The 24,374-nt window shown below is 33.3% G+C and carries 20 protein-coding genes and 1 other RNA gene; 9 read left to right on the top strand and 12 right to left on the bottom strand.

Translation table 11 applies throughout. The features are described from left to right. Window positions 1-79: 79 nt before the first annotated feature. The 4 genes from rny to FQU21_RS02500 all read right to left on the bottom strand — a co-directional run bounded on the left by rny (window position 80) and on the right by FQU21_RS02500 (window position 2,494). Window positions 80-1,651: a ribonuclease Y gene (rny, locus tag FQU21_RS02515; protein WP_147676450.1), complete on the bottom strand. Its 1,572-nt coding sequence runs from the start codon at window positions 1,649-1,651 to the stop codon at window positions 80-82. 60 nt (window positions 1,652-1,711) lie between these two features. After that, a non-coding RNA gene (gene ssrS / locus FQU21_RS02510) (6S RNA) lies at window positions 1,712-1,837 on the bottom strand. Between the two features lie 57 nt (window positions 1,838-1,894). Continuing rightward, window positions 1,895-2,188, bottom strand: coding sequence for a cell division protein ZapA (locus tag FQU21_RS02505; RefSeq protein WP_147676449.1), 294 nt, complete (start codon window positions 2,186-2,188; stop codon window positions 1,895-1,897). 15 nt (window positions 2,189-2,203) lie between these two features. Continuing rightward, a complete protein-coding gene (locus tag FQU21_RS02500; RefSeq protein WP_147676448.1) occupies window positions 2,204-2,494 on the bottom strand; it encodes a hypothetical protein in 291 nt (96 codons plus the stop codon). A 177-nt stretch (window positions 2,495-2,671) separates the two neighbouring features. On the opposite strand from FQU21_RS02500, the gene FQU21_RS02495 reads away from it, so the two are divergent. Continuing rightward, window positions 2,672-4,357 (top strand): M23 family metallopeptidase, encoded by a 1,686-nt coding sequence (locus FQU21_RS02495; protein WP_147676447.1) that lies wholly within the window; start codon window positions 2,672-2,674, stop codon window positions 4,355-4,357. 22 nt (window positions 4,358-4,379) lie between these two features. Further along, window positions 4,380-6,836, top strand: coding sequence for a TonB-dependent receptor (locus tag FQU21_RS02490; RefSeq protein ID WP_147676446.1), 2,457 nt, complete (start codon window positions 4,380-4,382; stop codon window positions 6,834-6,836). Window positions 6,837-6,993: 157 nt separating this feature from the next. Here the strand turns inward: FQU21_RS02490 and FQU21_RS02485 are convergent, their stop codons facing one another. The 6 genes from FQU21_RS02485 to aroC form a co-directional block, all read right to left on the bottom strand. Beyond that, window positions 6,994-7,326, bottom strand: coding sequence for a CCC motif membrane protein (locus FQU21_RS02485; RefSeq protein ID WP_147676445.1), 333 nt, complete (start codon window positions 7,324-7,326; stop codon window positions 6,994-6,996). 217 nt (window positions 7,327-7,543) lie between these two features. Further along, the gene (locus tag FQU21_RS02480; RefSeq protein ID WP_147676444.1) at window positions 7,544-9,748 is read right to left on the bottom strand and encodes a S41 family peptidase; all 2,205 of its coding nucleotides are present in this window, start codon (window positions 9,746-9,748) and stop codon (window positions 7,544-7,546) included. Window positions 9,749-9,905: 157 nt separating this feature from the next. Further along, window positions 9,906-11,588: a phospholipase D family protein gene (locus tag FQU21_RS02475; RefSeq protein ID WP_147676443.1), complete on the bottom strand. Its 1,683-nt coding sequence runs from the start codon at window positions 11,586-11,588 to the stop codon at window positions 9,906-9,908. A gap of 212 nt (window positions 11,589-11,800) precedes the next feature. Next, the gene (locus FQU21_RS02470; RefSeq protein WP_246124724.1) at window positions 11,801-12,631 is read right to left on the bottom strand and encodes a sulfurtransferase; all 831 of its coding nucleotides are present in this window, start codon (window positions 12,629-12,631) and stop codon (window positions 11,801-11,803) included. A gap of 11 nt (window positions 12,632-12,642) precedes the next feature. Next, window positions 12,643-13,971: a dicarboxylate/amino acid:cation symporter gene (locus FQU21_RS02465; protein ID WP_147676442.1), complete on the bottom strand. Its 1,329-nt coding sequence runs from the start codon at window positions 13,969-13,971 to the stop codon at window positions 12,643-12,645. Between the two features lie 409 nt (window positions 13,972-14,380). Next, the gene (gene aroC, locus FQU21_RS02460; RefSeq protein WP_147676441.1) at window positions 14,381-15,442 is read right to left on the bottom strand and encodes a chorismate synthase; all 1,062 of its coding nucleotides are present in this window, start codon (window positions 15,440-15,442) and stop codon (window positions 14,381-14,383) included. Window positions 15,443-15,769: 327 nt separating this feature from the next. Here aroC and FQU21_RS02455 point away from each other — a divergent pair, with 327 nt between their 5' ends. Further along, window positions 15,770-16,621, top strand: coding sequence for a UDP-2,3-diacylglucosamine diphosphatase (locus FQU21_RS02455; protein ID WP_147676440.1), 852 nt, complete (start codon window positions 15,770-15,772; stop codon window positions 16,619-16,621). A gap of 59 nt (window positions 16,622-16,680) precedes the next feature. Here FQU21_RS02455 and FQU21_RS02450 read toward each other — a convergent pair whose 3' ends face one another. Then, window positions 16,681-17,160, bottom strand: a complete 480-nt coding sequence (locus tag FQU21_RS02450; protein WP_147676439.1) for a Dps family protein — start codon at window positions 17,158-17,160, stop codon at window positions 16,681-16,683. 104 nt (window positions 17,161-17,264) lie between these two features. Between FQU21_RS02450 and FQU21_RS02445 the strand changes: the two genes are divergently transcribed. From FQU21_RS02445 to FQU21_RS02420, 6 genes are all read left to right on the top strand, one after another. After that, window positions 17,265-18,203: a hydrogen peroxide-inducible genes activator gene (locus tag FQU21_RS02445; protein ID WP_147676438.1), complete on the top strand. Its 939-nt coding sequence runs from the start codon at window positions 17,265-17,267 to the stop codon at window positions 18,201-18,203. Between the two features lie 191 nt (window positions 18,204-18,394). Beyond that, window positions 18,395-18,760, top strand: a complete 366-nt coding sequence (locus tag FQU21_RS02440) for a hypothetical protein (RefSeq protein WP_147676437.1) — start codon at window positions 18,395-18,397, stop codon at window positions 18,758-18,760. A 326-nt stretch (window positions 18,761-19,086) separates the two neighbouring features. After that, entirely contained in the window at window positions 19,087-20,010 is a 924-nt protein-coding gene (locus FQU21_RS02435) for a hypothetical protein (RefSeq protein ID WP_147676436.1), read from the top strand. Window positions 20,011-20,014: 4 nt separating this feature from the next. Beyond that, window positions 20,015-22,000, top strand: a complete 1,986-nt coding sequence (locus FQU21_RS02430; protein WP_147676435.1) for a TonB-dependent receptor plug domain-containing protein — start codon at window positions 20,015-20,017, stop codon at window positions 21,998-22,000. A gap of 30 nt (window positions 22,001-22,030) precedes the next feature. Then, complete coding sequence (locus FQU21_RS02425) at window positions 22,031-22,906, top strand: MbnP family protein (RefSeq protein ID WP_147676434.1); 876 nt, start codon at window positions 22,031-22,033, stop codon at window positions 22,904-22,906. Window positions 22,907-22,973: 67 nt separating this feature from the next. Continuing rightward, window positions 22,974-23,996, top strand: a complete 1,023-nt coding sequence (locus tag FQU21_RS02420; protein ID WP_147676433.1) for a cytochrome-c peroxidase — start codon at window positions 22,974-22,976, stop codon at window positions 23,994-23,996. A gap of 95 nt (window positions 23,997-24,091) precedes the next feature. Here FQU21_RS02420 and FQU21_RS02415 read toward each other — a convergent pair whose 3' ends face one another. Continuing rightward, entirely contained in the window at window positions 24,092-24,289 is a 198-nt protein-coding gene (locus FQU21_RS02415; protein ID WP_147676432.1) for a hypothetical protein, read from the bottom strand. Window positions 24,290-24,374 lie beyond the last annotated feature (85 nt).

Here is a 24,374-nt window from a genome sequence, read left to right as displayed (position 1 = left end):
AAACCATATTGAGGTTTGAGTCTTTAAAGCATATTAAATATAATTTTTTACGCATTCTATATCTACTGCAAATTTATATTTACTTTGCTATATTAACGGCACGCGTTTCTCTTATTACAGTTACTTTTACCTGCCCAGGATACGTCATATCCGTTTGAATTTTTTGAGAAATATTAAACGATAAATCGGCTGCATTTTGATCGCTTACCTTTTCGCTTTCAACAATAACACGCAATTCTCTACCTGCCTGAATGGCATAGGCCTTTTTAACCCCATTAAAACCAAAAGCAATTTCTTCTAAATCTTTTAAACGTTGAATATAACTATCTAAAACTTGACGACGCGCACCTGGTCTAGCGCCAGAAATGGCATCACAAACCTGAATAATTGGTGCTAATAAAGATTTCATTTCTATTTCATCGTGGTGCGCTCCAATAGCATTTATTACATCGTCTTTTTCACCAAATTTCTCTGCCCATTGCATACCTAATATAGCGTGTGGTGTTTCCATATCTGTTTCGGCATCTGGCACTTTACCTATATCATGCAGTAACCCTGCACGTTTTGCTAATTTTGGATTTAAGCCTAATTCTGCAGCCATTACACCACAAAGCTTAGCAACTTCACGCGAGTGTTGCAATAAGTTTTGTCCATAAGATGAACGATACTTCATTCTACCTACCATTTTTATTAATTCTGGATGTAGATTATGTATACCCAAATCGATAACTGTACGCTTACCAACTTCAATAATTTCCTGTTCAATTTGTTTTTGTGTTTTCCTAACAATCTCTTCAATTCGTGCAGGATGTATTCTACCGTCTGTTACTAATTTATGAAGTGATAAACGAGCAATTTCCCGACGAACAGAATCGAAACATGATAAAATAATGGCTTCTGGCGTATCATCAACTATTATTTCAACCCCTGTAGCAGCCTCAATAGCGCGTATATTTCGACCTTCACGACCAATAATACGTCCTTTAACATCATCAGATTCTATATTAAATACAGATACACAGTTATCAACGGCTTCCTCTGTTCCAATACGTTGTATGGTGTTTATTATAATTTTCTTTGCATCTTGTTCGGCTGTTAATTTTGCCTCTTCTAAAGCGTTTTGAATAAATGCCATAGCTTCGTTTTTAGCTTCTCCTTTTAAAGATTCTACTAATTGCTGCTTAGCTTCTTCTGCCGAAAGGCTTGAAATTACCTCTAGTTGTTGTACCTGACTTCTATGCAACCTATCCACCTCTGCTTGTTTAGTTTCTAGCACATCAAGTTTATGGTTGTAATCCTTTATTTTACGCTCTAAACTATCATTAGATTTTTTATTTTTAGCCAATTCACTTGACACTTGAGATTCTTTATCTCGTGTACGTTTTTCAGCTTCACCAATTTTTTTGTCACGACTTAAAATAACCTTTTCGTGCTCTGCTTTAAGTTCTAAAAATTTCTCTTTAGCCTGAAGCATTTTATCTTTTTTAATGCTCTCGCCTTCTAAATTAGCTTGTTTGAGTATTGAAGCCGCATTCTTTTTAGCGTTTTTTATAAGTTTAGACGCATTGTTTTTCTCTATCGTTTTTGCTATAACAAAGCCTATTGCAAGCCCTAAAACAACACCACCTACTACAAATATAATTGGATTCATCTTTTAAATTAGTTGATTATAATATATAAAAAAAGCCTACACCAGCATAAAATTTTGTATAAACTCCTTAAATACAAGTTTAGGGCTAACAAGCTGATCAAGGATCTGCTAAATATTAAATAAATTTAATATTGCAGCCTGCTTTTACAACTTAAACTCACCCTTTTTAAAGAATTAACGTTGAGTTTATCAAAAAAAATAACCAATGTAGGCAGTAACTTTTAGTTTTTTTTAAAGAACGAATTAAGATACTATATATGAATTTAGCAAATTGTTAAGCGCATTAAGTTTATCCTCAACATGCTCATTTACATTTGTTTTATCTATAGATTTCTGCTCTACTTGAGATGCAAATTGCAAGGCACACATAGCCAAAACATCTTGTTTATCTCGAACAGAATAACTTTGCTCAAATTGTTTTATCATAACCTCAATGTTTTTTGCAGCTTTACGTAAACCTTCTTCTTGACTTGGGTCAATAGTTAAAGGATAGACCCTATTACCAATAGATAGCTTTATTTTAAGCTTTTCCGACATTGAATTTAGTTAGCTTTATTTAGATAGTTGCCCAATACAATGGTCAATTTCTCTAATTAAAGCATTTATTTTAAGCTTAGTTTCTCTTTTATTATCGTCACCACCAAGCATTGAGTTCGCAATTTTTAGAGCTTCATAATTTTCTTTCCAATCGGCATTTAGCTTTTTTTGGTGTAAAACTTCCTGCTTTGAAACTTCTAATTCTTCACGTAATTTCAAATTAGTTTGCTTTAAAAGCTCTATTTTGTGTAATACCTTGCTAATTTTGTTTTCTAACGAATCTACAATATCTTCAATATTACTCATTTACAAATTTCAATACTTATATTACAAAGTTAACATTCCTTACCTTATTTTACAATTGTTTTTCAATAAATTTTCAACTAGTTATTTATGCCTTCTTTTAAATACTACGGCTTTGTTTATGTTTTATTCTTTTGAGTTTTCGGTTCAAATTAATATTTTAGCAGTTATAATTATTTTATGAAATTTACACTTTACCTACTTTTGTTTTGTTCTTTTTTTTTAAAGGCTCAAAACAACTATCCGCAAGATTATTTTAAAAGCCCTTTAGACGTTACTTTAGTTTTGGCTGGTACTTTTGCCGAATTACGCTCTAACCATTTTCACTCCGGAATGGACCTTAAAACAAAGCAACGAACAGGCTTAAAAGTAAAAGCTTCGGCAAGCGGATTTGTAAGTCGTATTAAAATTGCACATTACGGTTACGGAAAAGCGCTTTACATTACACATCCAAATGGTTACACCACAGTTTATGCGCATTTACAAAAATTTGCACCCGAGATTGAAGCTTATGTAAAAAAGAAACAATACGAAGCTGAAAGCTATGAAATTGAACTATTCCCCACCCCAGAAGAACTACCGGTAATCCAAGGAAACACCGTAGCTTATAGCGGAAACACAGGCAGTTCTGGCGGCCCCCATCTTCATTTTGAAATTAGAAATAAAGAAGAGCATCCTTTAAATCCCATGCTTTTTGGTATTGATATTTTAGACACCAAAGCACCTATAATACAAGGGCTTTACGCTTATCCTTTAGATAAAAATTCTTTTATTAATAAGAAAAATACCAAACAAAAAATAAATCTTATTCCCTTAAAGAACGGCAATTTTGTAACCAAAACAATTGATGCCGTTGGTAATATTGGCTTTGGAGTTAAAACCATTGACCGACAAGATTTGGCCGGAAATTCTAACGGCGTTTACCATATTGAAACCCTAATTAATGGAGCGCCAAATTTTGAAATCGATTTTAAAGAATTTTCTTTCGATGAAACAAAACACATCAATGCTTTAATAGATTACGAACATTATATAACTAAAAAAGAACGTATCCAGCTTTTATTTAAACAAAACAATCCTTTAAGTTTACTTAAACCTATAATCAACAATGGTGTTTTAAATATAAAAGATAGTACCAATTCCGTTTATAAAATTCGTGTTTCCGATTTTAAAAATAACGACACCTGGATTACCCTTAACATAAGAGGTTCTAAAAATACCGATGCGAAAATTAAAGAAGAAAAAATAACACCCTATTTTATAAATAACAAGCAAGTTACTAATTTAAAAGAAGGAAAAATTAGAGTGAATTTTTATAAAGACACCTTCTATAAAGATTTTTACATGAATTTTGAAGTAGAAAACGACACTTTATTTCTTCATGATAATACAATTCCCACTCAAAAAAACTTCAATATTTCTTTTGATATTAGCAACTATAATGAAACTGATAAATCCAAATTATTTATTGCACGCTTAGTTGGACGTAAAAACTATCCCGTGTATTCAACCACTGAAAGAAAAGGCGACACCTTAATAACCAGTACCAAATATTTAGGCAAATACGCTCTAGCCACAGATAATACGCCGCCAACTATTAAAGCGGCAAATTTTAAAAACAAACAATGGTTAAGTAATTTTAGGTATTTAAAAATTAAAATAAGCGACAATCTTTCGGGAATTTCTAATTATCGAGCCACTATAAATGGGAAATTTATTTTAATGGAGTACGAATACAAAACAAATACTTTAACTTACGATTTTAATGATGGCGATTTTACAGATATAAACAACAATTTAAAAGTCATTGTTACCGATAATGTTGGAAATAATTCTACTTTTGAAGCGTTATTTTACAGAAAGTAATGCTAACTAATCCTTCAACCGTTTGAAAACAAAATTTATACTTTTCAATTTATTTTTATTCAGTCTCTATTTTGGTTTTGCTCAAACAGCAACCATAAAAGGTGTTATTTTAGATGAAAATAATTTACCCATAGAACAAGTTAACATTAAATCTGATACACAGGGAACCGTTAGTAATGCCAATGGTTTTTTTAGTTTAACCATAAACGCGAATAAAGATGTTTTAGTTGAATTTACACACCTTTCATTTAAAAAAATCGAGAGTGCTTTCAACTTAAAAAATGGAGAGATTTATGAATTCAACCCTGTAATGAGCACTTCTATTGAACAAATAGCAGCCGTTATAGTGACCAATAACCGAAGAAAAGAAGTTGAAGGTATTATCACTTTAACCCCCGAAACTATCCGAAAAATCCCCGGTGCCAATGCTGGGGTAGAAAATTTATTAATGACTTTACCTGGCGTTAGTAATAATAACGAACTAAGCACACAATACTCGGTTCGTGGTGGAAATTACGATGAAAACTTAGTCTATGTAAATGATATTGAAGTCTATCGTCCGTTTTTAATTCGTTCCGGACAGCAGGAAGGTTTAAGTTTTGTAAACTCTAATTTGGTTCAAAACGTCGATTTTTCCGCAGGTGGATTTCAAGCTAAATATGGCGATAAATTATCGTCTGTTTTAGATATCACTTACAAAACACCATATCAATTTGAAATTAACGCCGATGTAAGTTTACTTGGCGGGAGTCTTTCCGTAGAAAATATCAGTAAAGATTCTAAATTTACTAGTATTGTTGGTTTGCGCTATCGCGATAATAGCTTGTTGGTAGATGCCAAAGAAACCGAAACCAACGTAAAACCTACATTTGCCGATGCCCAAGCCTTTTTCACTTATAAGTTTACCGATAAATTTCAGTTGAGCTTTTTAGGAAATGCTTCCATTAACAAATACAACTTTGAGCCCCAAACAAGGCAAACCAATTTTGGCACACTCACCGACCCTATGGCGCTTTTAATATTTTATGAAGGTCAAGAAAAAGACGAGTACCAAACTTATTTTGGTGCCTTTAAAGGTACGTACTTTGTAAACAACGATTTAACTTTAAAGCTCATTGCATCTACTTACCACACTACAGAAGAAGAATATTTCGATATTTTAGCCCAATACCGTTTAGGTGAAGTTAATAGTAATATTGGAGACGAAAATTTAGGTGAAGTAGAATTTAGCGAAGGCGTTGGAAGTCAATTAAATCATGGTAGAAATGATTTAGACGCCATGATAACTAATATTGAACATAAAGGCGATTTAAAAATTGATGACAACCGCATCGAATGGTCGGTTAAATATACCCATGAAGATATTAGAGACCGCTTGGTGGAATGGGAAGTTATCGATTCGGCAAGATTTTCAATAAGACCAGAAAAATCTATAATCAACGATCAGCCTTATGAACCTTTTACTGGACCATTAACCCCGTATCAAAACGTTCGATCTACTAATAATACTCAAATTAACCGTTTCCAAGCTTATGCTCAATGGAGCAAACGTTCTATGATTGGTACTAGTGATGTTTGGTATAATGCTGGTGCTAGAATGCATAGTTGGTCTGTTTCAGGCGATGGCGTTTCAAACACAAATCAAGTGGTGTTTAGTCCGCGTGCACAATTCACCATAAAACCAAATTGGGAAAAAGATATGCTGTTTAGAGTCGCAACAGGTTTATATTACCAGCCGCCTTTTTATCGTGAATTACGTGATGCTTCTGGAACCATTCAACCTGATGTTAAAGCGCAAAAATCACTTCATTTAGTTTTAGGAAACGATTATAGTTTTAAAATGTGGGAGCGTCCATTTAAACTAACTACCGAACTTTATTATAAAGGTATTACCGATGTTAATCCGTATACCCTAGAAAATGTACGTATTCGCTACGCTGCTAATAATAATGCAAAAGCTTACGCTTACGGTTTAGATATGCGCCTTAATGGCGAATTTGTGCCGGGAACAGAATCTTGGTTTAGTTTTGGGTATTTAAAAAATGAAGAAAACATTGATAATCGTGGCTATATTGCGCGCCCAACAGATCAGCGTTTAAAATTTGCGGCATTGTTTCAAGATTACGTGCCCAATGTACCAAACCTAAAAATGTATTTAAACTTGGTTTACAACACCGGTTTACCAGGGGGATCGCCTAGTTATGCCGATGCTTATGACTACCAAAACAGATTACCAGATTATAAACGTGCCGATTTAGGACTACAATTTGTAATTGTAGACGATAAAAAACAATTTGATTCCGGTTGGAAAAAACCATTTAAAGCACTTTCTTTTGGTTTTGAAATATATAACATATTCGATGCACAAAACTCGATAACCAACACTTGGGTGCGCGATGCGTATAGTAAACGTCAATACGCCATTCCAAATTATTTAACACCGCGTGTTTTTAATATAAAAACAACTATGAAATTTTAACTACAAAGTAAAGTCTTTCAATACGGCAATAATATAAAGTTGCGTGTTTGTGAGCGAGAATTTTCCTCAGAAAAATCAAACGCAAGCAAACTTGCAATTAGCTTTGCTTAAGCATAAAATAGCGATTATTTTTATACTGTATTGTGCAACGTTTTTTTTATCGGCTATTGTTTTGTAATCCTTCGTTCCATCTTCTAATGAACTCATCAGACCAAGCATCCCACCCTATTGTTGCCAATGTCCAGATGGTAATTCCAACTATTATTAAATTTAGTATTAAGCCGATAACAGCAATAATCTTACTCTTTTTTATTTTCTTAATATTAGAATATGCACTTGGGTTTTGTTCATATATTTTTTCAGATTTTCTGGCGAGTAAATATGAACTAAGTGCAAATAAAATAGTAATTCCTCCAAAGCAAAATAATGTGCAACTCAATATTGCCAATACATATATTAATTTTCCATTTGGTAATTCTGTTTTCTCCATATTCTAATTTATAGTTTTAGTTTTTAAAATTAATTTATAATATTAAACTCCAAATATTTTTTATATTTTGTTTTATGCTCCACAACGGTTTTCTAGGATTTCCTTGCGTGATTAAGCACTAAAGTTAGCAAATAAAAACCGAACAGAAAATCCAAGAGGATTTTCGTAAGTAGGCTTGAACTAGCAATTAATTTTAGACGTTGTTCTCTACAGGTTTTTATTCATTTATTATTTCAATCGCTTTTTCTAATAATTCATCTTTACCTTCTTTTACCCCTTTAACAGTAGGTTTAATTTCAATATCTGGAACTATACCTACTCTTTGAGTTTCAGTTCCATCAGGGTAATAAACTCCCATTCCAGAGAAACGAGTTCTTAATCCCCCTGGTAATAATATTGTCATAACATTACCATCTGCTCCAGCTGTGGTGCTACCAATGATAGTTGTATTGTTTCCTGCTCTAAATGCCATGGCGGTAAATTCAGATTGACTTTGCGAAAATTCATTAACTAAAACAACTAATTTCCCTTTATATGTTTTTGTTGGTTTAGGAATCTCATCGCCATTTTTAAAAATGAATTCGCCAGGGTTATTAATATTTCCAGTTGAGAATTTGACAAAAGGCGTGTTATCTGACACAAAATAAGAGCCTAACAAAAATGGAACAAATGTTGAAGGATAGTTTCTTATGTCAATAATAATTCCTTTTGTGTTTTTGAAAGTTTCTTTAATAATCGGAATATCTTCTTTTTTAATAAACTTTAAAGTTACATACCCAACATCATTTTTTAAAAATTTATAAGATTTTCCCTCCCAATTATGCCAATACATATTTAAACTATCTTTTTTATATAGAGGTATTGAATGTTCTTCTTTTTTACCTGCTGAAATAAATTCTATCGTAATTTCTTTTTTTGGTGAGCGCAAAATATCTCGAGAAATATCCCTTAATCTCGTTGTTTCGTTAGAAGCTGGGTAATATGGTTTTATGCTATCTAATATTGATTCGACAGATTTTTTATTAATAGATGTGATTATATCTCCAGATTCAACTTTAGATGCATTCTTTAATTCAGGGTTGTAATGGTCTGTAACTACTAATTTATCCTCAATAAACTTAACTCGAAAAGATGGAAAAAAAACTCCTCTTTTATCATTAACTTTATTAAAGCCGATTGAATAAGACACATGGGTGTCGTTTATATCTCCCATTAATCGAATAAAAGTTAATTCATACTCTAATTCATTTTTAGCATTTATAATCTTGGGTATATACTCTCTTAAAATATCATTCCAGTTTTTGTCTATTAAATATTTATATGGGAAAAAATAATGAATCATATTCCAATACCTGTAAAGACCTAACAACCTAAAGCCTTTATCTGGATAAGACATCATTATGTACCTGTTTTCATTTAAAAAAGCTAAACGATTGGAATTATTATAGCCAATATAGAAGGATTCACCTTGTCTTCTATTTTGATAAATATTTTTTAACTCATTTTTTAATTTCAAACTTATGTTGAAACTATCAAACCAAGACATATCAGGTTTTATGAAAGCTTCTTCATCTGTACTTTCGCATTGTAAACATTTCTCAATAACTCCTATTTTTTTTATCCATTCTAAAAGTAAATTATCCCTCTCTAGGGTAGTTTTACCCTCTAAATATATCGGAAGAAAACGAAACAATTCGTAATCCCAATTATAATTTCCCTTTGCAATTTCTGGATGGTGATATTTTAAAAAACCCCATACTTTCCCCAATAAATCTAAGTTTACAATTATGTTGTTGTTAAGTTCTGGAAATTCAATCTTAGACCCCAAATCAAATTCTTTATCTAAGTTTGCATTAAAAATGGGTTTCTCTTTTTCTTTAAGTGTTTGAATATCCTTTCCATCTATTGTTAAAACAAAGTTATCAAACCATGCTTCTCCAGAACCTGTAATTAGTCCTGCAACAAAAATTGTTTCAGCACTCTTAGGGTATGGTAATGAAATGGAGTATTTCTGCCAGTCTTTAGTACCATGAATTTTTTGGCTTTGCATATTTTCAAATGCCAATACTTGATTATTTTTATCATCTATTCTAAGCAATAATCCACTAAAACCATTTTGGATATTTTCAATTTTCATAAAACCCTCTAAACGAATAGACTTTCCTTCATAATTAGCGGGAATTGAATATGCTATACCTCCAAAGGAGTTATGCGTTTTTTTAGAAATAATTTTCCCTGAGGCCTTTCCTAGTTTCGCATGAACTGTATCGACTTCTACTTCGTAATCCCCCCACTTAAACCAACCTTTGGGAAGTTCATTGTTCTCATTGTATTCTTCAAAATCTAAATTGAATTTCTTTTTTGTTTGAGAATAACAGCTTATCCAAAGAAGTGATAGTATAATTAAAATCGTTTGTTTCATTATTGTTTTAACTTGTAGAGAACGTTGATGTGTATGATTTTGTTGCGTGTTTCAGCACCTAATTTAGCAAATAAAAACCGAATAGAAAATCCGCGAGGATTTTCGTAAGTAGGCGAGAACCAAGCAATAAATTATATACGGTGTTAGGGGCTGGCTTTTATTGTTTTTCATAAGGAAATTCCGCTATATCAAGTAATTCATATTTCCATTCATTTCGTTCGTTATTCCATCGTTTAATATGACTTTTTAATTGTGCAACATCGTCACGATATTTTTTTAATAGTTTAGGATTCTTTTCTCTAAACTCTTTAGTTTTTCCTTCTTTTTTTAGCGTTTCCACTATCCTCCAACTTTCTAATTTACTTTCAATTCCCTCACGTTCTTTTTGTTTTCTCCATTCCCATTCAACACCGTTTTTTGCAAGTAAGTCTCCAAGTAATTCAATTCTAATTGGACTAATTAAATCAGTCATTCCTTCTCTATCTTGTTTGGTTTTCATTGACATTTGGTCACTTAACCAATGACCAATATAAGTGGTTTGGGAAGGAACACTTTTATAATTCTTTTTCTTATTATAATAATTTTCTAATTCAACCAAACTATCTGACCAAATATCATCTTTTGGTCTACTACCAACACTTGAAGTATCCCAAAGAAAATTAATTGATTCCATTTTTTCTTCCTCAAATTCTGTCCAAACAGCACCATAATTTCTATTGCCTTTTCTTCGTTGTTTTTGGTCAGCACACCATCTGCCTATTTTATAGTATTTATTGGTTTTATCTTTAAATTGAGGAACGTAAGTGTATTCACTTTTTGGGTCAACTTTATTTTTATAATCTACTATCTTCTTAAAATCCTGATTCCATTTATTTAAACGTTTGCGTTCCCTTCCAATTCCGTCAAATGGGAAGTCAGCTTCCAATAATCTTTCGAATATTTCAAAAGGTAACGATTTTGCTCCTTGATTATATAAAGCGTGCATTTTTTGATACCAATAAAATAATTCTCTATCATCAGTATGTTTACTTACCATTCCAGATGGTCTTTCGGTTCGCTTATAAACGATATATCTTTCAATTAGCGTATCGAATTTTTCATAGTCGTTTTTCCCGAAACTTTTCCAATTATCTCTATTGGTTGTTGTTGTATGTTTCTGTTCAAATCCATCTTCAATATCAAAATCAGTAATTTCTATATCTGTTTGTTTTTCGTTTGGATTTTCGCCATCGTTATTCTTTGGTTCTTTAATTTTTCCTTTTTCCCCAAATTGGTTAAAAAGTAAATTGTTCTTTATTAATTTTTGCAACAATTCTTGCGTAAGTAGTTCAAGTTTTGATGAAGATAAGTCCAGCAAATCGGAATAGTAATCTTTAATTTCATTGATTAAATTTATTCCTTGTTTGTCGGTTTTAGTTCGGAAGTCAAGTTGAATAGAAGCTTCCAAATTCGATTTTAATCCAGAACTGGTTAAGTTTGATGAACCAATTATTACTCTTGTAAATGTTGTTCCTTCAAATATGAATAATTTTGGATGATAAGTTACGTAGTTCCTTTTGTCGTAATATATGTAAGTATCGATATTTTGATTGAGTAAAGATTCTAATGCTTCTTTTGATGTACCTCTGTTATCAACTCCAATGTAAAATCGGATATGGTCATATTTAGATTTAGCTTTTTTAAGAAAAGGTTGAAGCATTTTAACACCTGAAATAGAAGCAAAAGCAACAAAACCATTGAAAGTTTTATAGTCTTTACTTTCTAAAGATGCCACGATTTGCTTTCCGACATTATTTTTGTCTCCCGAATCAAGTCCGTGTCCTAAAAAAGTTGCTTTCATTTACGGTGTTTTGTATGCGTTGGTCAGCTTGCCCCTAACTTATTAATATAAATGATTAAAAGCCTATACCACTACCAAAAGGCGGAGATAACAGTGTTTTTTAGTATACTACCCTCCCAAGGGAATAGAAATTTTAATCTACCCAACGAATATAATCACTTTCTTACAAAAAGATATAAAAATACAAATAAAATATAGGAGTTTTTATTATTTTAAGCCTCCACTAAACTCCCCCACTCGGTCCAAGAGCCATCATAAACCGAGAGCTTTTTGTATCCGGCAATATGGGCAGCTAAAGCTAAAACGCAGGCGGTTAAACCGGAGCCGCAAGAAAAAATAATAGGATCTTCTTTTTGGGCTAAGGTTGAAAATGCAGTTTCTAAAGTGGCTTTTGGTTTTAAAACCCCATCGACTAATAAATCTGTAAACGGTAAATTTACCGAGTTTGGAATAGTGCCCATACGCAAACCTTCGCGTGGTTCTGGCACCGTACAATTAAAACGACCTGCCGAGCGTGCATCTATAATGGTATGGGTTTTGTTTTTGGACGCTTGTTTTACATCCTCAAAAAACTGCATAAATTCCGGCTTCAATTGAGCTGTAAAATCACCTTTTTCGCCGTTGTAGTTCGTCATGGTTTCGGTTGGCAATTCGGCTTTTAGCCAAGCTGGAAATCCGCCGTTTAAAACCGCGACGTTGGTATACCCAAAGGCTTTAAATAACCACCACACGCGGGCACTGGAATAAATTCCTTTATCATCGTAAACCACAATAGCGCTATCTTTATTAATGCCTAAATTTTGAGCTTCTTTTTGAAATTGTGCTTCCGATGGAAATGCACTTGGAAACGGATTGGACACATCACTAAACTTCTTTTTAATATCAAAAAGTCTAGTGTTAGGGATTTGTTTTAAACTGGCATCAAACACCTTGTTTATAGTCCCGTCTAAAATGATAAGGTTTTCGGCATTTTTGTTTGTGTTAAGCCAGTCCACAGAAACTATGGGTTCGTTAATGGATAGGTTCGCTTTCATAGTAGTCATAATTCTAGGGTTTATTTCACGTCCTCGTAATTATCATCCCATTCTTTAGCTTGTGGATTATCGTGTAATTTGCCTAAAGATTTTGCAACCATCATAGACACGGTAGCATCTCCTGTAACGTTTACAACGGTTCTGCACATATCCAAGGGTCTATCTACCGCAAAAATTAAGGCTAAACCAATCGGTAATAATTCGGCAGGAAACCCAATAGATTCCAATACAATAACAAGCATAACCATACCCGCACTAGGCACAGCAGCACTCCCAATAGAGGCTAATAAAGCTGTGGCCACAATAACCAACTGGTTAGTAAAAGTTAAACCTTCTGGCCAAATAACCTGCATAATAAACACCGCCGCAATACCTTGATACAAACTAGTACCATCCATATTTACGGTTGCTCCAACGGGTAATACAAAGCCTGCTACCTCGCCATCTACCCCCAAATGCTCCTCCACACGTTCCATAGTTACGGGTAAAGTTGCAGCAGAACTACTGGTAGAAAAGGCTAATAATTGTGCCGGGCTAATTTGTTTTAAAAACCATAATGGCGATTTTTTGGTGTACACACTTACTAAAAGTAGGTAGAACCCAATCATTAAAATTAATCCGCCAACCACACAAAAAGCGTAGTATAATAACTTTATTAAAATTTCGGTATCATCGAAAGCTATAATAACATTGGCTAATAAAGCAAACACGGCATAGGGAGCAAAAAGCATGATTAAATCGACCATTTTCATAACAACTTCGTTTAAAGAATCGAAAAAATCTACTAACGGTTTTGCTTTTTTTTCACCAATTAACAGCAAACAGATTCCCACAAAAAGAGCGAAAAAGATAACCTGTAACATGGAGGCTTCAACAAAGGATTGGAATATATTACTTGGAAAAATATCGACTAAAGATTGCAGTGGTCCAGCATCTTTTTGGGCGGAAGCTTTCATTAATTTGTCGGCAACACCAGCATCGTTGGCATAGCGCAATTTAATTTTTTCTATAGTTTCCTCGGGCATCCCAACGCCAGGCTTTACAATATTAACAATGCTTAAACCAATAACAATGGCAACAAGTGTAGTTGCCACATAAATACCTATGGTACGCAAGCCCATGTTTTTTATTTTGGAGATATCTTTTAAATCGGTAACGCCTTTTATTAAGGAAGCGAGTATTAAAGGAACAGCAATTAATTTTAGAAGATTAATGAATATTTTTCCGAAAGGCGCAACCCAATCGCCAACAAATTCACGTCCGCCATCGATGCTATTCATAATAAAACCAAAAATGATTCCTAGAATCATTCCTATAATAATCTTCCAATGCATTGCTAATTTCTTCATAGACTTTAAGGGCTACTTTTTAGGTGTTTAAAAATTTGACACAATATAAGTATTTTTGGTATGAAAAAAAGCAGATTTGCTATGAGTTTACTGTAAAAAAATGAAGTTTTATTGAATTTTTAATTACAAATTGCAATATTTTTAAATAATAAAGGAATGAAAAATGGATTATACGTATTTTTCTATAAAGATAACGGCCTGATGCTAGAGATGAAAACCGCCTAATGAACATCGATAATTTGGCTGATAGCTTAGCCCCGATTGAAGCGGCATCCTTTTTATGTGCTTAACTTAAAGGGGGTAAATACTAAATGTACGCTGATGAGGCTATATCTTTTTTGACATACAGCCGCCATGCTGCATATAAAAAGATATAGCTGAAAGCGGGAAATAGCTCCTAAAAAAGATTTTAGTTGTAAAGCTTATTTATAAGTTGAAAATCTGCGATAACAAGTGCTGCCATGGCTTCTACAATGGGTACGGCACGTGGCACAACACAGGGATCGTGACGGCCTTTACCTTGCATTTCTACAAAATTACCATCTTTATCGATGGTTTGGTATTTTTGAATAAGCGTGGCTACGGGTTTAAATGCCACGCTGAAATAGATATCCATACCGTTACTTATACCGCCTTGAATACCCCCGGAATAGTTTGTTTTTGTGGTACCATCGCTATTAAAAGCATCGTTATGATCGCTGCCGTACATGGTGCTGCCGTGGAATCCGCTACCATACTCGAAACCTTTTACGGCATTAATGGATAGCATGGCTTTACCGAGTTCGGCGTGTAATTTATCGAACACCGGCTCGCCTAAACCAACGGGTACATTTTTAATTACACAGCTTACAATACCACCAACGGTATCGCCTTTTCCGCGCACTTCTTTAATGTAAGTTTCCATTTTGGCTGCCATGTCTTGGTCTGGACAACGCACGATGTTAGATTCTACTAAATTAAGGTCTAACTCGTTATAGGGTTTATCTAATTTAATGGTACCAACGCCAGAAACATAGGCAGTAATTTCGATACCTTTTAGCATTTGCTTGGCTATGGCACCAGCAACCACACGACATGCGGTTTCGCGTGCCGAGCTACGCCCACCACCACGATAATCGCGAACGCCATATTTTTTATCGTATGTATAATCGGCATGACTTGGACGGTAACTGTCTTTAATATGACTGTAATCGTGCGATTTTTGATTGGTATTTTCTATAACAAAACCAATGGAAGTTCCGGTGGTTACGCCTTCGAAAATTCCAGAATGAAATTTTACCGTATCGGGTTCTTTACGTTGGGTAACGATAGCCGATTGCCCTGGTTTTCTTCGGTTTAATTCGTTTTGAATTTCGTCTAAATCTAACTTAATCCCTGATGGACAGCCATCTATAACACCACCCAATGCGGGGCCATGCGATTCGCCATAAGTTGCTAAAGTAAATAGTTTTCCAAAGGTATTACCTGCCATGATTTTATTTTTTTGCTAAAATAAACTTTAGCTGTGAATTTGACGAATTTAGTTGCATAAAATTGTCTTTGAAACAGACAGTTTAACAGGAAATAGCAGCATTTAAGATACCAGGTAGCCTGTTTTTTGTTTTAAAAGATATCCGAATAATTTAGCAAGACTTAGTTGTCATGCCATTTTATTTTTATTTCTCTTTTTTAAACAAAGACCAAATGATGTAACACTAAATTAACAATGCCCTTATAATTAGTTAATTATATAGTAAACTTTAAGTAATACCAATTTGAGCTAAATAACGCAAATTTACCATGACCAACACTTCTACCATTGAAAATAAAACGAAAAATAGAAATTGCCGTAATTTCGGATGTGCATTTAGGCACTTATGGATGTCATGCCAAACATTTGCTGACGTATTTAAATAGTATTGAACCTAAAAAATTAATTCTAAATGGGGATATTATTGATATCTGGCAATTTAGTAAACGGTACTTCCCAAAATCGCATTTAAAAGTGATTAAGAAAATAATGACCATGGCCTCTAATGGCGTGGAAGTTATTTACATTACCGGAAACCACGATGAAATGCTTCGAAAATTTAGTGATACTAGTATCGGAAATATTTCTATAGTAAATAAGACTGTTTTAGAATTAGATGGCAAAAAAGCTTGGTTTTTTCATGGCGATGTACTCGATGTTTCTATCCAAAACGCAAAATGGCTAGCTAAATTAGGCGGTTATGGTTACGATTTATTAACTCTAATAAATAGAGGTGTAAATTGGTATTTAGACAAGCGTGGTAAAGAGCGCTATTCGCTATCTAAAAAAGTAAAAAATGGTGTTAAAGGCGCCGTAAAATATATTAATGATTATGAAAAAGTAATCTCGGAACTGGCCATAGAAAAAGGTTACGACTATGTGGTTTGTGGGCATATACACCAACCCAAAATGGAGTATATTGAAAATAAACATGGCCAAACCATGTACTTAAATTCTGGGGATTGGGTAGAAAACTTTACCGCTTTAGAATACCAGTTTAAACGTTGGAAAATTTACAACTTTAACAAAGATAAATTGGCACCTTTTATTGTTGATGAGGAATTTGAAGACCTAAAGGTTACCGATTTAATTGCGGCTATTACTATTGTAGATCGAGAGGATAAGAAAAAAAGAAAATAAAAAAAGCCTGATAAGTTATATTACCTACCAGGCCATTTTCTATTATATTGTATAACACTTTACACCGTTTCATTCAACCAAGCTTTCATCATCCAAACTGTTTTTTCTTGTTCGGTAATAAAATCGCTCATCATAGAACCGGTACCTTCATCGCTAGCATCGCCAGCTTTATCAAGAATACCACGTTCAATTTTTAATAGTTGTCCTAAAGAATCTACTATCAATCTTACGGCTAAATCATCTTGAGAAATGTTTTTACCTACTGGCACTTCAGCTTTAGCGGCATAATCCTCGAATGTATGTAAAGGCGTTACTCCTAAGGTTAAAATACGCTCTGCTATTTCGTCTACAGACTCATTAGCTCCTGTGTATAATTCTTCAAATTTTTCGTGTAAACCAAAAAAGCGTTTTCCTTTAATATTCCAGTGAATACCTCTTAAATTTTGGTAATAAATTTGAAAATTAGCTAAAAGATGGTTTAAATCATTTGCTATATCTAGCGTTTTTACTGTGTCTAATCCTATTGCGTTTAAAGCCATTTTAATGTGTTTTTTTGTTCTCTACAAATTTAAGCTATAAAAAAGCTTTTTTTTCATAATTTTTATTGATAGATGTTATATTTTTATAGTCAAAATTGATATCTATGACGATCACCCAATTATCTTATGTTTTAGCTGTTGCGGAAAACCAAAACTTTACAAAAGCAGCTCAAAAATGTTTTGTTACACAGCCTACTTTAAGTATGCAAATTCAGAAATTAGAAGACCAACTCGATATTTTAATTTTCGATAGAACCAAAAAGCCTATCGAACTTACCGATGTTGGACGAAAAATTGTTACGCAAGCGAGAAATATTGTAAATGAATCGTACAGAATTCAAGATATTGTAGATCAACAAAAAGGGTTTATTGGAGGTGAATTTAAACTAGGTATTATTCCAACAGTGATGCCAACTTTATTGCCTATGTTTTTGAGAAACTTTATAAAAAAACACCCCAAAGTAAAACTTAAAATAGAAGAGCTTACTACAGAAGAAATTATGCTACGCATAAAGGATGGCCATTTAGATGCTGCGATTGCTGCTACCCCTTTAGAGGATGAAAATATTAAGGAACGCGTACTCTATTTTGAACCTTTTGTTAATTATATTCCTAAAAACCACAGATTACATGGTGCTAAAAAAATTGATGTAGCCGATTTAGAAGTTGACGATATGCTCTTGTTAGAAGATGGCCACTGTTTTAGAGAAGGCGTTATTAACTTATGTAAAACATTTAAGAACCAAACAGAAGAAACCTTTCAATTAGAAAGTGGTAGTATTGAAACCTTAATTCGATTATCTAATGAAGGTTTAGGCATGACGCTACTCCCCTATTTACACACCTTGGAAATTAACGATAAAGAAAAAGAAAACTTACATTATTTTAACGAACCAATACCAGCTCGTGAAGTGAGTTTAATTTACCATAAAAGTGAATTAAAAATGCAAATTATTGAAGCTTTACAGGATGTTATTTCTGGAGTGGTTCGTGGAGCCATTGCATTCCAGAATGTAAAAATTATTAGTCCGTTGCCTAAATAACATGTCAACTTCAATTAAAACAAAAAAAAGATTCGTGGATGTTTATTAAACAACTGCGAATCTTTTTCTTTTAGTCAAACTTCTACTCACTATTTTAAAGATTAATATTTGAATAAAGAGATAACAAATGTCATTGTTTTTATCAAAAATTTATATTAGGTAGATTAAAAAAAAATCAAGATATTTGCGCCGTGAAAATAGCAGCACTCATATTATCTTTATTCTTATTTTTAAAACCTGTCATTCCGTTTTTGGAATATGCTGCTTTTTACGATTATATCAAAAATGAACTTTGTGTCAATAAAGATAAACCCGAACTACAATGTAACGGAAAATGCCATTTAAAAAAAGAATTAACCAAAGCTTCTAATTCTGAAAATGGCCATGAAAAAAACCAATCATTTTCCATAGAACATTCTATTGTTTATTTTCAAAATACTCAAATTGACTATATGTTGTTTTTTCCTAAAGAACAACAGTTAAAAATAAATTCGTTGTATAATCATATTTATAACTATCATTATACAAATTCCGTTTTTCACCCACCGCTTGTTTAATATCTTCATAAAACAAGGAACGCTGTAATCCATAATCTGTGTTAGGCTAAATCATTATATTTAGCTCGTTCTTGCTGTGCATGTTTTTTAACTAAAATTAATTGAATAGCGCACAATAAGGTCTACATGCATAACGCTTTCTAGCATGATTTAAAAGCATTAAAAACGCGTTTGGTTATCAGTTTCCTTAATACATCGCTGTGGTAGTTTGGCTTGCAATTTTTAAAATTGTTTGCCCCGCTTGATATACCTTATTTTCAAATAAAAAAGACTATTTAGTAATCACTTAGGACTACCATGTTTTTTAATTAAACAGTCCATAAATAATGAAACTTTTACATTGTATTGTAATAGCAATTTTTGTTGCAATAACATCTTGTACCATAGAAAAAACGGATTATGAAGCTGAATTAAACGTTGAAACCACCGAATTTATTACGTTTGAAGAAGTCACTTCTATAACAACTGATAATTATACTATTAGTATAGAAGCACTTAACGGAACGTTATATAAAGGTTATAATGAAATTCATCTGAAAATAACCAATACGGCAACCAATGAAAATTTGGAGGATGCTCATGTTACTTTTTTACCCATATTTACAGATGCCAATGGCAATAAAGCCTCTTGTCCGCATGATTATCATTTAGATTATGATGAAACAGAAGGTTATTACTTAGGATATTCTGTATTTACTAGCGAAAGCGATTCTACTGTAAATTGGACATTATATGTTGATTTTGAAGATAACAGTGAATTGTATGCCGTTAATCACCCCATTACGGTGAAAGAGCAAACCAATTTAAACCTAAACATGACAGCCTTTACGGGACATGACGACGAACAGTATTTTATTGCTCTCGTAGCACCGCAAAGTCCAAGTGTGGCTCAAAACGATTTGGTGGCTGGTATTTACAAATACAATAAACCAGCGAATCCGGCAGGAACTTTTCCAGATCTATCGCAATATTCCTATTCCATAGTTGAAGGGCACACCTTATTAATCGATCCGAGAATGCCAGAACCTTCCATGGGAAATCATTCCTCGCCTAATAATGAAGATTTAACACAAGAAACCGATGGCTTATACCATGGCGTTGTTAATTACACCATGACAGGAAATTGGACATTGAATTTCATTCTAAAAAATGAAAGCGGAGACATCATAAAAGGTACTGAAGTTTCCACAGAATTTACACCTGGCATTGACGGCGAAAAAGGCGAACTTCATATAGACATCTTATTTTAAAGTAATGAAACGTATAACACTTGCCTTACTTTTATTGGTATCTATTGTGAAGGCCCAAAATAAAGAGATAAAACCGGATAGTTTAGACACCGTTTTAGATGAAGTTTTAATTATTGCAGCTAAAAAAGCAAAAATAGAAACAGACATGAAAATGGCGGTTTCCGTTGATGAATTTTTAGCATCTAACGCTAATATTAGCTTTATTAAACGTGGTGCTTATGCTTGGGAGCCCTTACTTAACAATATGAGTACGGAGCGCTCTACCGTTACTATTGATGGAATGCATATTTTTGGAGCTTGTACCGATAAAATGGATCCGGTAACCGCTTATGTGGAAAGTAATAATTTGTCTGATATTGATATAAAATCGGGTCAAGAAGGCAGTTTGCATGGCGCTACCGTTGCAGGCAGCATTGACTTAAAACGGAAAAGTACGGCATTTGGACTTAGTAAAACATGGAGTGGCGCTTACCAATCGGGGATTGAATTTAACAACAATCAACTTTTCAATCTTGGTAATGTGGCCTATTCTTGCGACAAGCTTGTGGCCGAAGGTAGTGTGTCTTACAGAAAAGCGGAAAATTATAGCGATGGAAACAACGACGACGTTAACCACTCGCAATTCGAAAAATTCAACACGTCGTTGGGTTTTGCGTATAAAACAAGTGAGTTATCGTCCTTGCGTGTAGATGCTATTTTCGATAAAGCTAAAGATGTAGGGTATCCTGCACTTCCTATGGATTTATCGCTTTCCAGAGCACTCATTACATCGGTATCTTACAAGCAGTTTTTTGAAAACAGCTTCGTAAAAGTTTGGGATACTAAAGTCTATTTTAACGCCGTTGAGCATTATATGGATGATACCACCCGACCAGAAAATTTGGTACACATGGATATGCCTGGTTGGAGCACCACGTATGGCTTGGTTTCTAAAGTGAATGTAAAAAAAGAACAATTTTCTTCTGAAATACAGTTAAACGCTTATCATAATTTATCTATTGCCGAAATGAGAATGTATCCTCAAGACCGAAGCGAACGAACGATGTTTGCGTATAGCTGGCCATGGGTTACCACACGTTATGCTGGACTTTCATTAAGTAATTCTTGGGATATATCTAAAAGAAGTCAACTAAATTTTGGAGGTTCTTTGGGTATCAATTACAATTATTCGAAGTACGCCGAATTTAACTGGATTTTCCATCCCGGAGCACCGCAAGAAAAAACAAGATTTTTACCAAACCTATATACCAGTTATTTGGTAAATGTAGACGGTTTTAATTTTTCTGTTGGTGGTGGTTATGGTCACCGCGCACCTTCTGTTTCCGAAGGTTATGGCTATTATATTTATAACAGTTTTGACCGTTACGATTACATAGGAAATCCCGATTTAAAAAATGAAATTTCGTATGAAGCCAATGCCAGTGCCGGCTTTAAAAACAAAAAGGGAGGCCTACAAGCAAAAGTGAATTATTTCTATATTCAGAATTACATCATCGGAAGAATTTTAAGTCAGGGTAGCCCTATGAATTATCAATCTGTTGGTGTTAAAGGCTACACCGCTTTAGATTATGCGACTCTTTTCAATTTTTCCATGGATGCGCATTACGCCGTTATGGATAATTTACATTGGAAAGGCACCTTAACTTACGCTAGAGGTTTAGATGAAAATAAAAATAACTTACCATTTATTCGTCCACTAAGTTATCAAACGTCCTTGCACTATTCATATAAAAAATTAGGAGTTCTCACGGCGTTAAATGGCGATTTAAAACAACATAATTACAGTCCGTTTTATGGAGAAGATGAAACACCATCTTACACAAACTGGAACCTTTCCATAGATTACAGTTTTCATATTAAAAATTATAAAACAGTTTTTCAAATTGGTGCCGAAAACCTATTTAATGAATATTATAGCACCTACGCAGACTGGGGAAATATCCCTAGAATGGGACGTAATATTTTTACGTCCTTAAAAATAAACTTATAAAAAACAACTATTAATAATTAAATAAAAACAATGAAAAATTTAAAAAAGTACCTTTTATTATCACTTAGTGTATTAGCATTAGTATCATGTAACGATGATGATGTTCCTGTTGCAAACAATGTAACATTAGAGTTTAACAACACCTTTGGAGATGAAACTATAGTTTTAGGAGATGCCAATTCAGCCGATGCCACTGTAAATATTTCTAGTGAAGGCCAAAAACATCATTTTTCTGAATTAAAATACATAATAACAAATATTCGTCTTGTAAACGATGAAGGCGTAGAGTTTCCTTATAACACTCAAAATTTAGATACTGGAGCTACTATTATCGACCAATCTAAACCAGAAACTTTACAATATGTTTTAAGTGATATTCCAACAGCCGATTACACACAAATAAAATTTGGTTTAGGAGTAAAAGAAGACTTAAATACTTTAGATGAAGAACTATTTCCTGTGTTTTATAATGCAGACCTAGAAATACACTGGTACTGGGCAACCGGATACCGTTTTACTCAAGTTGAAGGTTATTACGGTGATGATAATGCCCCTTTATCTATCCACACGGGTAGTGTTCTAGGAGGTGATGCAGACGATGAAAGCACTTGGAATACCGAAGATATCCACGCGCGTAATGCTTACAGAGATATTACATTAAACCTAACGACTAGTGCTATGGTTGGTGAAAATGCTCCCACTATTAAAATTAAAGCAGATTTTGATTACTTATTAAGTGGAACCAATAAAATAACTTTAGAAACACCTTCGGAAGGTTATACAGCGGGAACTCTTCCTAGCAAACACTCAAGTCCAAGCACAATGGTTGAATTTGTTGATAATATGGCTGGTAATGGCGATACTGATATTACAGGAATGTTCTCTATTGAAAATGTAGAAAACTAAATTTAAAAATTAGAGTCGGCTTCAATTTCATATTGAAAGCTGACTCTTTTTTACAAAAACTCTTAAAATGAAAAAATTAATACCGAATATTTTTATCGTACTGCTAGTTTCTTCTTGTAGCAACGAAGCTATTTATGAGTCTTTTATTTTTGATAACCCAGAAATAGAATTAAGTATCCCTATAGATTTCCCAGTATTAAACAATTCATTTTACACCAATAAACCTACAAAATATGGTATTGAATTGGGTGAAAAATTATTTTTTGACAAAAAACTAAGTCGAGATAACAGCATTTCATGTGCCTCTTGTCATATACCCGAAAATGCATTTGCAGATCATAATTCAAAAGGTATAGGTATTGATGGCAGAGTTGGTTTAAGAAACCCTCCTCCAATACAAAACATGGCCTTTATGCAAGTATATAATTGGGAAGGAAGCAAATCTAAGTTAGAAAACCAACCACTAGTTCCAATAATTACACCAGAAGAAATGGATGCTTCTATTTTAGATATTATTGAAAAAATTGAACAAGATGATGATTATATTGAGTTGTTTAAAAAAACATTTGGAGATGATGATATCACTGGAGATCGAATTTATAAAAGCATTGCCCAATATGAATACACTTTAATTTCTGCAAATAGCAAATACGATCGCGTACAAAATGAAAATGATACCTTCACTGAAAGTGAAGCACAAGGCTATCAAACCTTTCAAGAAAAATGTATAAGCTGCCACAGTACAGCATTGTTTACCGACCAAAGTTATAGAAATATAGGCTTTCCAATAAACCCTGATAACGAAGAAACAGGACGCACTCGAGTCTCTCTAAATTCAGATGATTTAATGCGTTTTAGAGTTCCTTCTTTAAGAAATATTGAATACACAGCGCCTTACGGCAGTTTTGGACAATTTGCAACCTTAGAAGAAGTTTTAGATTATTTAGATAATGGTGTTCTTGAAGCCGATAACTTAGACCCTATTTTAAAAGATAATAACAACAGAATTCCACTTAGTGAAGAAGAAAAAAGTAACCTCATAGCATTTATGAAAACATTAAGTGATACCGAATTTATAGGACTGCAATAACAAACACACTACTTGTATTTCCTTTATTAAACGAACAACAAATATTAGATTTTAAAGATATAAAAAAAGCGACCCGATAAAAGGTCGCTTATATTCTAATGATCTAAATACACCATACATTGATTTAATTCTGGGTTTTGCTGAATAAGAGATTGAATAAATATTTTTAATTCTTCAATCTCATAAGGTAATAATCGGCTTAAAGCCTTTTCAACTTCTTTGCAAAACAACGATGTATCGAAACTCACTTTGTTAAGCACAGTCTTTGTGTAATCAAGCATTGCTCTTGCCATAATATTATTAAGTTTTAGTTTGGTTAAAATAAGCGTAAAAATATAGCATAGGCTTTCATGTGATTGAGATGATAAATCTAATAAA

Source organism: Algibacter pacificus (assembly GCF_008033385.1).
Classification (GTDB): domain Bacteria; phylum Bacteroidota; class Bacteroidia; order Flavobacteriales; family Flavobacteriaceae; genus Algibacter; species Algibacter pacificus.
The sequence above is the reverse complement of the archived record's forward strand: the minus strand, read 5'-3'. Positions and strand labels throughout refer to the sequence as shown.